Consider the following 9,325-nt stretch of genomic DNA (forward strand, 5'->3'; position numbering starts at 1 on the left):
AGGCATGGGTTGTGAGTCACGCTGCCATATCGATGTTGTCTGCGGCAGCATAATATTGATCTTTGGCTTCGGCAGGCGGGATGTTGCCGATGGGTTCGAGCAGCCGGCGATGGTTGAACCAATCGACCCATTCCAGCGTGGCGTACTCGACTGCTTCGAAGCTGCGCCAGGGTCCGCGGCGATGGATCACCTCAGCCTTGTAGAGGCCATTGATAGTCTCGGCCAAAGCGTTGTCGTAACTGTCGCCGACGCTGCCGACCGAGGGCTCGATCCCGGCTTCGGCAAGGCGCTCGGTGTACTTGATAGACACGTATTGCGACCCGCGATCGCTATGGTGGACCAGGCCGCCGCGATGAGCCGGACGCCGATCATGAAGCGCCTGCTCGAGCGCATCCAGAACGAAGCTGGCATGTGCTGTCCTGCTGGCGCGCCAGCCGACGATCCGGCGGGCGTAGGTGTCGATGACGAAGGCAACGTAGACGAACCCCGCCCAAGTCGCGACGTAGGTAAAGTCGGACACCCACAGCATGTTCGGCGCTGGGGCGTAGAACTGCCGGTTGACGTGGTCGCGGGGGCATGGCGCCGTTTTGTCGCTGATGGTCGTGCGCACCGGCTTACCGCGGATTACTCCTGCCAAGCCCATCTCGCGCATTAGCCGTTCCACGGTGCAGCGCGCGACCGCAAAGCCCTCCCGCATCATCTGCCGCCAGACCTTGCGCACGCCGTAGACCGCGAAGTTCTCGGCGAACACGCGGGTGATCTCGGGCTTGAGGGCCACATCCTGCCGCGCCCGCGCCGACAGGCGCGCTGGATCCTGTCGCTGCGCAACGCGCTCGTGATAAGTGGATGGGGCGATCGGCAGGACGCGGCAGATCGGCTCGACCCCATAGACATCGCGGTTATCGTCAATGAAGCCGATCATCGCTTGAACGGGCGGTCGAGCTCCGCCTGAGCAAAATACGCGGATGCCTTGCGCAGGATCTCGTTGGCCTGCCGCAGCTCGCGGACCTCGCGTTCCAGCGCCTTTACCTTGTCCGCCACCTCGGCCGGGACACCGGCGCGCTTGCCGCTGTCGACCTCGGCCTTCTTCACCCACTCGTGCAGCGTCTGCGGCACGCAGCCGATCTTCTCCGCGATCGACACCACCGTCGCCCATCGCGATGGATGATCCCGCTCATGATCGAACACCATCCGTACCGCTCGCTCGCGGACCTCGGGCGCAAACTTGTTCGTCGTCTTGCTCATACAGGCTCCGCCTTCTCGGGAGTTGGAGCCTCCGGCAAACCCGAGGCGGTTCAGGCCGCTTTTGGTGACGCGGTCGGAAGCAGGCTCTCCGCCTCATTAAGCAGAAGCTTGATCTGGTCAGGATCGCTCCAAGCGTCGCCTGTCTTGAGCTGGATCGCTACCACGCGACCGGGCGCGCCGCCGCGTGCCGCGAGGCTTTGCGCGTAGGCCGTGTCCGTGCCTGGCTTCCGCGAGTAGATCAGGAACTTGGTCGTCTTGGGCGCGGCCGCGATCAGAAGCGCGATTTCCCGATCGCCCGTCCCTAAGTCTTTCGGATCGAAGGTCGAGCGGTGGACGATCACAAGATCGGGCGCTGGGGTCAGGAAGTTGTCCCGCGCGGCTTGATCCCGACCAATGATCGCCGGTATCGCATCGAGCTTCCGATCTCTCAGTTGCTGGGCCAGGAAGTGGGCGTTGGTCTCACCATTCTCTGTGAGGGCCTTGCTATAGGCCTGCCCGGGATAGGCGGTGTCGAACACAATGACCCGAGGCCGCGTGGCCGCGGGTGGGGGCCCAGGCCCAGGCCCAGGCCCAGGCCCAGGCCCAGGACAGAACTTTAGCTTCTCACAGAGCAAGCTCCGGGTAGTCTCTGGGGCAAATGTCGCCGCTGAATAGGCGGCGATCGTCAGCAAGATCGCGGCAGCGACGAGATAGAGAATGTGGTGCGCAATCCAGCGAAGCCAGCCGATGATTGTGGACCAAAGCTCAGGATCCCCTGGCGTATCTTTCTTGCCTGCCACTATCTGCCCCTCCTTTCAAACAGCCGGAGGTTGCGCGACGATCAGCTCCTTGCCGGCGCGCTCCAGAAGATCTTGATTGTGATCGGTGATGTCCCGCAAGGTCATCTGATAGAAGATGTCCGGCTCAATCCCGGTGTCTTCCAGTACGCGACCTTCGTTTTTGCGGACGCGGATCGCCCGCCGAATGGTCAGTCCGAGAACGAAGCCCGTCGGAAGGTCCGTCAGGCCGGCAGGGCTCCGCGCCAAGTAGACGAGCGGCGTCGCGCTCATCCACGGATAGTCCCGCACGCTGTGAGCGAGCGCCCCGTCCTGAATCGTCCAGATCGTGTCGCCATCATCGGGAACACCGGGTGAAAGCACCGCCTTCTTCGACAGAGAGCAGCCAGCAGCGTTGAAGGCGTCAACGATCGCTGCGCTGAGCTTGCCAGCGATGAGATCGGCTTTGAGAGAGGCGTCGAGCCTGAAGTCGGGGTTGAACATCCTCACGACGTCCCAGCGCCAATTGTTGCCGCCTGCCGCCGCCATGTTGGCGTCGGTGCAGATGAGCTTTCCAAGCCGATTGTCGATAAAGCCGGCGGCAAACATGTCAGCGGTGCTGAAAGCGAGCGCGTCACTGATGAGCACGACTGGTCCAGGGTACTTTCTGCCGACTTGATTATAATCGGCATCATCGCCCTCGATCGGGATGCCGCGAGTGTAGTCGTCTCCTGTGCTGAACGCTTCAGCGAACGACGGCCGCCACCGAACAAAGTAGTCCGTGGCTTCTGCCATCGCGCGAGTCAGCGGCGTCACGCGAAACTGGAACCGCGCTGGAACTACAGGCATGGCGCTGAAGAGCTGGAGCACGCGCTCACCCGCCGCGATATAGCCCCCGGTGTTGCCGCGCATGTCGAATATGAGCCCGGTCTGTGGGAGCGCCGGGAGCACGGCCGCGACCGCGTTGACGATGTCGTCGATATTGTTCGCACCGAACGACCAGAACCGAAGATAGGCGAACGTACCGTCGACCGTTGTCACCCGGCCATAGTCGAACACGCCCCCGGCCCCGCTGCCCTCGATCGTGGGCACGCCCGCCGGCTTCGCTGGTGGTGGGGCAGGATCGAACGAGTCCGGCGCAGTCTGGATACGGCGCGCGTCCTGAAGCCCGGCCAGAAGAAGATCGCCGCCATATCCCGTGATGTTACGGCCGACCGCCGGGTATCGCGGGGCACTGGCGGAGTCGAAGCCGGCCCAGATAAACCGCTCCTCGAGGACCGCTCCGTTCAGGGTGAATTTGATATCGACCCATTCCTCGAGCGGAGGCCCGAATTGCGCGAGCGGCCGGTAGGTGAGGAATGCGAGGCTGCGCGCGAGCGACGAGGCTTCGTTGCCGCCATCGAACATGTTCGCGTTGAGCCTCAGATATCGCTCGATAGCGATGCCATTCCAGTGCGTGACGCGCGCACCTGGCTGCAGCGACTTGATGGGAACCCCGGCCGTGAGTTTGGTCACGACATAGACCTGCTTCCCGGCTTCCCAGCAGCTCTCGACCAAGAACGGCAAAACAGCGGCTCGTCCGTAAGGCGAACGCCCGGCAAATGACACGTGGCGGTCACGGACCCGCGTAACGATTTCGACCAGGTTCTCGTGGAATTCCGCATCGCTCAACGCGGTCGCCCGTAACCGCAGTAGGCCGAGCGCCCGCACCGGATCAAAGCCGTAGATCGCCTTTTTGCGCGGGAGGTGGACGTAGAAGCCCTCCAGAGCCAGCGCGAGCTGCTCCAACACCTGTAGGCGATCGGCAATGGGATAGACGGGGAGCGCGGTCGACGCCTGGAGCGCGAACGTCTTGGCAAGGACCTGACCACCCGGCGACTGTAGCAACGTCTCTCCGCGCTTCGCTCGAAAGGCGGGCGCTGCCTTTTGCGCGGCCGACCTGTCCGGTTTCGCACGCGCTCTTCTGGCTACCGCAGGCGCCTTTGCGACCTTTAATTTTCCGGGTCTGTCTTTCGTCGCCATACCGCCCCCCGCAGCACGATTCGATACTATCTTATTTCTGCTGCGATCGAAAGGTGTCACTACAAATAAGAGGCGCACGACAACTGAATGAGAAGAAGCCATGTCAACCGCGTCAACGCGCTGCTCGCGCAGACCGCCGGCCGCCTCACCTACAAGGCGCTGATCGCATGACAGAGAGAGAAAAGCCCCTCGGGCTGGACATGGACCCGGACGAAGCGTTTGCGCGGTTCCTAGGGGTTGATCCTGCGGAGTTGCCCGAGAACGTTCGCCTCAGACAGAAAAAGGGGCCGCCGAAGCGACCCCCAGGTGTTGACGGAAAGGGTGAGCCGCCTACCGGTTAACGGCGGCGGTAGTGGGACCGGACCCGTTCCACCTTGCGGTGGCGGATGCGGTAATATGCCCGGATATGAGTCATATCGTCGTCCTTGATTTGGACGACAGAACGTGCGAATCTCCAAATGTCACAGAGGAGCCGCGACGCCTGTCGTCCGGTTGCGGGGAGGCCGGCCGTTAGGTCGGCCTTTTCGATTCCGGGCAACTCTCCCGGACCCACTCAAAATCACATCGGCGCCTCCATCAAGCATGGCATCCCTGTGCCTCGGCGCCACTCATAACTCCGGTCCCGGCTATACGCAACAACTAATCGCCTTCAGCGTATAACGATGTTGTAACGGGCTTTGGAACGATGTTATACGGGTAGGGACTAGGTTGCGGAGGATGGGTCATGGCGGTCAATATCACAGGCGGGAAAATGCGAAGCCCTCGTTACCCAGTGATCGGACTGGGTGATGCAATCGAGCGAGTAAGGCTGGTGTATGAGAAAGATCATCTCAACACGGTGCCTAAAGAGGTCGTAGCCGAGCATATGGGCTATAAGACAGTCAACGGCGCCTCGCTGGGCGTGATCTCCGCCGTCTCGAAGTTCGGCCTGCTTAGTGGTGGAGCGGATGGCATGCGGGTCACAGATCGCGCGCTCGCTATCCTCGTGCATGCGAAGGGCGACCGAGAGCGGTCGAGCGCCATCGAGGCCGCCGCGCACGCCCCAGCGCTGTTTGCGGAATTGTTTGAGGAGTTCCCCAACGGGGCAAGCGATAACGCGATTAAGTCTTTCCTCTTGGGCCGTAAGAAGTTTCTGCCCGCCGCCGTGCCCGTCGCTATACGGGCATTCAAAGACACGATGGCGGTTGTTCAGGAGGAGGTTGTGGATTACGAGACGGGCGATGATGATGGCCCCGACGACCAAGAGGATTTCACAGTGTTGCAGCCCCAGACCCCGCCGCCAGCGGCGGCACCGCCTCTCCCCCCGGTAGGCGGTTTCGAGATCGGCTTTACCGGCCAAGCGATCCGGTTGCTTGGCAACATCGGCTCGCAGGAAGAGGCAGATAAGGTCCTGAAGGCGATCGAGGGGTTGAAGTTCATGCTGCCTGCGAGGGCGGAGGAGCAGCCGAACTAAGGGGCTTTCGCGCTCTCGACTCCCAGATGGCGGTGTGCTTCACTCCCACCGAAAAATCGAGGGCATTACCATGGCGCGCGGCAAAGCAAGCGGGATCAGTCTCTACAAGTCAGACGCGCGAGTAATTCTAGGCATGGTGGCGCGCGGTGACCGAGATCACGACATTGCTGCATGGTTCGGCGTGAACCAAGGGCGGATCGCGGAGGTTAAGAGCGGCGAGTATGGCGACTTAGAGATGGCGCCCGCTCACGACCTGCCGCCGAGCGGGCCGCCTGGCATCAAGGGAAGGCGCATTCGAGAGGCTATCCGCAAGGCATTCACGCTCATCGAGGAGGGCGGGGAATCTGCAATGGAAGCGGCTCTAACGGAGATCAAGGCCGCCGCCGTCAAATTCGACACTAACGAGACCTGAGCGACGCTTTAATGCGGCTATTTGGGACGTGTGGATAATCGGACAGCTTCTCTAGCTCCTTGCGGCATGGTGGAATCCACACCAACCGAGGTCCGCCGGTTGAGCCCTTGTCCCAGACAAGCCACGCATACCCGGTAGCCGTGCTAGCGTTCATGTCCAGCCGCCCTTTCACCATAGGAACACGCTCGACAAATTGGGCGAATGCCGATGGCGGGGTATCGCGAAAGATCCGGTTGTAACGGCCGGAGCTTTCCAGAAAGACGGTTCTCGCCAATATGGCAACACCCCGCCGACTGACACTGAGGGCCCGGAGAACGAAATCCTCGGCAAGCCGGAACGGCGGATTTGTAATAACCCAGTCGACGGCGTTCGTCTCATATGGGTATGTGAGGAAATCTCTAACCGGCGCATACCCGTACTCGTAAGCGTCCGAGGCGCGTACTTCCCCGAAATACTCCTTGAGTACTTTCGCCATATGGCCGGCGCCGCATGCAGGCTCCAAGCACGACTGCTCCTTATGACCAGCCGATCCGATCACGTGCTCGAGCAATGCCCGCGTTGCCCATGGGGGGGTCGGGAAATCGTCGGGGCTATCGCTCGGCTCTGTCCGCTGGGCCATAACCGCATGTGAGGTGTTCTGCATCGATCGGTCCCCCGTGAGACCAGGCGTGTACCTATGTTGTGAGGCCCTGTGAATCCACTGATTTCAGGGCGCTAGAGTCGGCCTAACCCGCCGGGCTTTTTCGTGGTGTGGATCGGCGTGGAAAAGGGACCCCGGTAGCGGGGTGATCGGCGTCGAAAAAGGACCCCTCATCCCGGTGGTCTAGGCTGCGTGCTTGGCGGATGTCAGGCGGCGAGATCGGGATGTTGGTATTGGAGACGGTGTTGAAGATCCGCCGCGAGTTCGCGGCGGGGAAAGCCATGAAGGCGATAGCGCGGGACCTGCATCTGTCACGCAAGGTGGTGCGCAAGGCGATCCGCGACGCGAGTCTGCCGGAGGATATGGCCCGCGTGACCGCGGCGGTGCGAGGGGCGCACGGCCGCATCGATGCGCTGGTGCTCAACGCGGGGATAAGTGAGGCTGCGGCCTTGGAAGACGAGACACCCGACCATTTCGACCGTCTTTTCGACGTAAACGTCCGCGGTGCGGTCTTCGGTTTGCAGGCGGCGCTGAGCGCGATGGGCGACGGCAGCTCGGTAGTGCTCGTCGGTTCTATCGCGGGCTCGGCCGGTGTTCCCTCCTACGGCACCTATGCTGCAACCAAGGCCGCCTTGCGCTCCTATGCGCGCACCTGGACCGCGGAACTGGCGCCGCGTGGCATCCGCGTCAACGTCGTCGCGCCGGGCCCGACCGATACCGCAATGATGGCGAGCGTGCCCGAGGCGATCCGGGCCGCGCTGATAGCACCAATCCCATTTGGACGCATGGCACTCCCGGCCGAGGTCGCGTCCGCCGCGCTTTTCCTGCTGAGCCACGAGGCCAGCTTCATTGCGGGCATCGAACTCTGTGTCGATGGGGGCATGCGGCAGGTCTGATGGCTGCGCGCGGCGGCCCCAAAGCCGTCTTCAACGATTTCTAGCGGCGCAACGAAGCGGCATCGCGAAGCACCGATCGACGAAACACATGATGGTTCGAGCTTCTCTGCTCGCGCTCATCATCGAAGGCACGCGGGCACCACCATCTGGGGCGCGCGCGTAGCTACGAAATCGCCGCCGCTCGTACCCCAGAATTGCTTCCGCACTGCTTCCGTGGCGCTTCCAGTTCGTCGGAACCGGTTGCAGCTTCCCCGAAGGGGATTTGTATCGCGTTGATTTCGGTGGAAAAAATGGTGCTGCCGGTGAGGATTGAACTCACGACCTCAGCCTTACCAAGGATGCGCTCTACCACTGAGCTACGGCAGCACTATCGTGGGCGGACCCGCGATGGAGCCGGCGCTATGGAGAAAGCCGGGGCCGCCGTCAAGGCGGGTTGCGGTGGCGTTTGCGGGCGTTATCCTGGTGGCATGGCCGAAACGGACGATCGCGAACGAAGACTGGCGGAGGCGTTGCGGGCCAATCTGCGGCGGCGCAAGGCACAGGCGCGGGGCGAGGCGCCCGATCCGGTGGCCCCGCCCGTCGGCGATCCCCCGCTCAAAGCGGGGCGGTAGCCCCCTCCAGCCACGCCTGTGCATCGGCCGCCAGTTGTGGGGCGATGCGCGCGCGCACCTCGGCGTGATAGGCGTCGATCCACTCGCGCTCGTCCGGCGTCAGCGCGGCGGTGTCGATCAGTGCGCGATCGATCGGGGCGAAGGTCTGCGTCTCGAAGCCGAGCATCGACTTTTCCGCGCCGTCGATCTCCACCGCCACCACCAGCACCAGATTCTCGATGCGGATGCCGTATTCGCCGGATTTGTAATAGCCCGGCTCGTTCGACAGCAGCATGCCCGCGCGCAACGGCTCGTCGCCGCCGCCGAAGGTGGCGATGCGCTGCGGCCCCTCGTGCACCGACAGATAGCTGCCGACGCCGTGGCCGGTGCCGTGGGCATAATCCAGCCCCGCCGCCCACAGATATTGCCGGGCCAGCACGTCCAGTTGCGATCCGCGCGTCCCTTGCGGAAAGCGCGCGCGGGCCAGTGCGACATGGCCGCGCAGCACGCGGGTGAAACGGTCGCGCATCTCCGGGCTGGGCGTGCCGATGGCGACGGTGCGCGTCACGTCGGTGGTGCCGTCCTGATACTGCCCGCCCGAATCGACGAGGAACAGCGAGTCGCGCTCGATCGGGCGGTTGGTCTCCTCGCTCACCCGATAATGGACGACCGCGCCATTCGGTCCCGCCCCGGAAATGGTATCGAACGACAGGTCGCGCAGGACACCCGTTTCCTCGCGGAACGCCTGCAACTTCGCCGCCGCGTCGAGTTCGGTCAGCCCGCCGTTCGGCGCCTCCACCGACAGCCAGTGGAGAAAGCGGGTCAGCGCCGCGCCGTCGCGCAGTTGCGCCGCCTTGTGGCCGGCGATCTCGGCGTCGTTCTTGATCGCCTTGGGCAGCACCACCGGATCGCGCGCCTCGATCACCTGCGCACCCGCTTGCGTCAGCGCCTCGAAGATGGCGGCGACGGCGCGTTCGGGATCGGCGGCGACGCGCTTGTCGCCCAGCGTGGCGAGGTGGGCGGGGAAGGCCGCGCGCGGATGCAGCCGCACCGCGTTGCCCAGATGCTGCGCCACGTCCTCGCCCAGCTTGTCGGGGGCGACGAACAGGTCGGCGGTGGCATCGGCGTGGACCAGCGCATAGGCCAGTGCCACCGGCGTGCGATCGACATCGGTGCCGCGCACGTTGAACGTCCACGCGATCGAATCGAGCGCGGACAGCACGACGGTATCGGCGCGGCGGGCGGCCAGCCAGTCGGCCACCTCCTGCCGCTTGTCGGCCGAGGAGCGGCCGGCGAGCGTATCGGGGTGGAC

8 protein-coding genes, 1 tRNA gene and 1 other annotated feature are annotated in these 9,325 nt (G+C 63.5%); of the genes, 4 read left to right on the forward strand and 5 right to left on the reverse strand.

Annotation, left to right across the window (positions count from 1 at the left end; genetic code table 11):
* Positions 1–16: 16 nt before the first annotated feature.
* The 3 genes from FOY91_RS04055 to FOY91_RS04065 all read right to left on the reverse strand — a co-directional run bounded on the left by FOY91_RS04055 (position 17) and on the right by FOY91_RS04065 (position 4,022).
* A protein-coding gene (locus FOY91_RS04055) for an IS3 family transposase (RefSeq protein WP_145148402.1) occupies positions 17–1,245 on the reverse strand; the annotation gives its coding sequence in 2 pieces (ribosomal slippage) (positions 17–957 and positions 957–1,245; 1,230 coding nt in all).
* Positions 848–964: a sequence feature (AL1L pseudoknot), on the reverse strand. Its footprint overlaps the gene before it by 117 nt.
* Before the next feature lie 50 nt (positions 1,246–1,295).
* Positions 1,296–1,763, reverse strand: a complete 468-nt coding sequence (locus FOY91_RS04060; RefSeq protein WP_145148404.1) for a hypothetical protein — start codon at positions 1,761–1,763, stop codon at positions 1,296–1,298.
* A 276-nt stretch (positions 1,764–2,039) separates the two neighbouring features.
* Complete coding sequence (locus FOY91_RS04065) at positions 2,040–4,022, reverse strand: S41 family peptidase (RefSeq protein ID WP_162527129.1); 1,983 nt, start codon at positions 4,020–4,022, stop codon at positions 2,040–2,042.
* Positions 4,023–4,746: 724 nt separating this feature from the next.
* Here FOY91_RS04065 and FOY91_RS04070 point away from each other — a divergent pair.
* The 3 genes from FOY91_RS04070 to FOY91_RS04085 all read left to right on the forward strand — a co-directional run bounded on the left by FOY91_RS04070 (position 4,747) and on the right by FOY91_RS04085 (position 7,423).
* Positions 4,747–5,475 (forward strand): hypothetical protein, encoded by a 729-nt coding sequence (locus FOY91_RS04070; protein ID WP_145148408.1) that lies wholly within the window; start codon positions 4,747–4,749, stop codon positions 5,473–5,475.
* A gap of 70 nt (positions 5,476–5,545) precedes the next feature.
* A complete protein-coding gene (locus FOY91_RS04075) occupies positions 5,546–5,887 on the forward strand; it encodes a hypothetical protein (protein WP_145148410.1) in 342 nt (113 codons plus the stop codon).
* A gap of 885 nt (positions 5,888–6,772) precedes the next feature.
* Positions 6,773–7,423: an SDR family NAD(P)-dependent oxidoreductase gene (locus tag FOY91_RS04085; RefSeq protein WP_420822854.1), complete on the forward strand. Its 651-nt coding sequence runs from the start codon at positions 6,773–6,775 to the stop codon at positions 7,421–7,423.
* A gap of 291 nt (positions 7,424–7,714) precedes the next feature.
* Here the strand turns inward: FOY91_RS04085 and FOY91_RS04090 are convergent.
* A tRNA-Thr gene (locus tag FOY91_RS04090) sits at positions 7,715–7,789 on the reverse strand.
* A 35-nt stretch (positions 7,790–7,824) separates the two neighbouring features.
* On the opposite strand from FOY91_RS04090, the gene FOY91_RS04095 reads away from it, so the two are divergent.
* Positions 7,825–8,034: a hypothetical protein gene (locus FOY91_RS04095; protein WP_145148414.1), complete on the forward strand. Its 210-nt coding sequence runs from the start codon at positions 7,825–7,827 to the stop codon at positions 8,032–8,034.
* On the opposite strand, the gene FOY91_RS04100 is transcribed toward FOY91_RS04095, so the two are convergent.
* On the reverse strand, positions 8,018–9,325 hold a 1,308-nt coding region (locus tag FOY91_RS04100), incomplete at its 5' end, for an aminopeptidase family protein P (protein WP_145148416.1). The two genes, FOY91_RS04095 and FOY91_RS04100, sit on opposite strands and share 17 nt — an antisense overlap.

Origin of the sequence: Alterirhizorhabdus solaris, assembly GCF_007785815.1 — a bacterium.
GTDB classification, from domain to species: Bacteria; Pseudomonadota; Alphaproteobacteria; order Sphingomonadales; family Sphingomonadaceae; genus Alterirhizorhabdus; species Alterirhizorhabdus solaris.